At 66.0% G+C, this 430-nt stretch carries 1 protein-coding gene; it reads left to right on the top strand.

Annotation, left to right across the window (positions count from 1 at the left end; translation table 11 throughout):
• Positions 1-82: 82 nt before the first annotated feature.
• Positions 83-430, top strand: a 348-nt coding sequence (locus tag VE26_RS00020) for a hypothetical protein (RefSeq protein WP_152658642.1), incomplete at its 3' end; no start/stop codon positions are given.

Below are 430 nucleotides of genomic sequence, written 5' to 3'. Positions count from 1 at the left end.
ACATGAAGAGAGCGATAGTAAAAGGATTGTGGTACGGACTGCGGTAGGGTAGCTAGGTACGCCGAGCCTAGACGCAGCTCTGGTGATGCAGCCCGCCCGCAGTATCGGTGCGGCGGCAGGCGCTGCCGGCGTGGCAGCGGCGCGCACGGTAGTGGCCGCCGGCAAGCCGTTTTGCGGGATGATCGGCCCGATCCTTGTCGACGAGCCGATCCATTTCGCCTGTGCAGGATCAGTGGTGCGCGAGGGTGCCAACGCCGCCTGGACCTGGGTGACGCGCGATCTCTGTCCCGACCTCATGTCCCAGGATGGCCTCCAGTCGGGCAGCCTCAGGGCCGCCGAGCTCGAGCCTGCCCTGCCCGAATTGAGGCCATCCTGGGAAATGAGGTCGGGACAGAGATCGCGCGTCACCCAGGTCCAGGCGGCGTTGGCA

Origin of the sequence: Devosia chinhatensis, from assembly GCF_000969445.1 — a bacterium.
In the GTDB taxonomy this organism is placed as follows: Bacteria; Pseudomonadota; Alphaproteobacteria; order Rhizobiales; family Devosiaceae; genus Devosia; species Devosia chinhatensis.
This window is presented reverse-complemented; position numbering and strand designations above follow the sequence as displayed.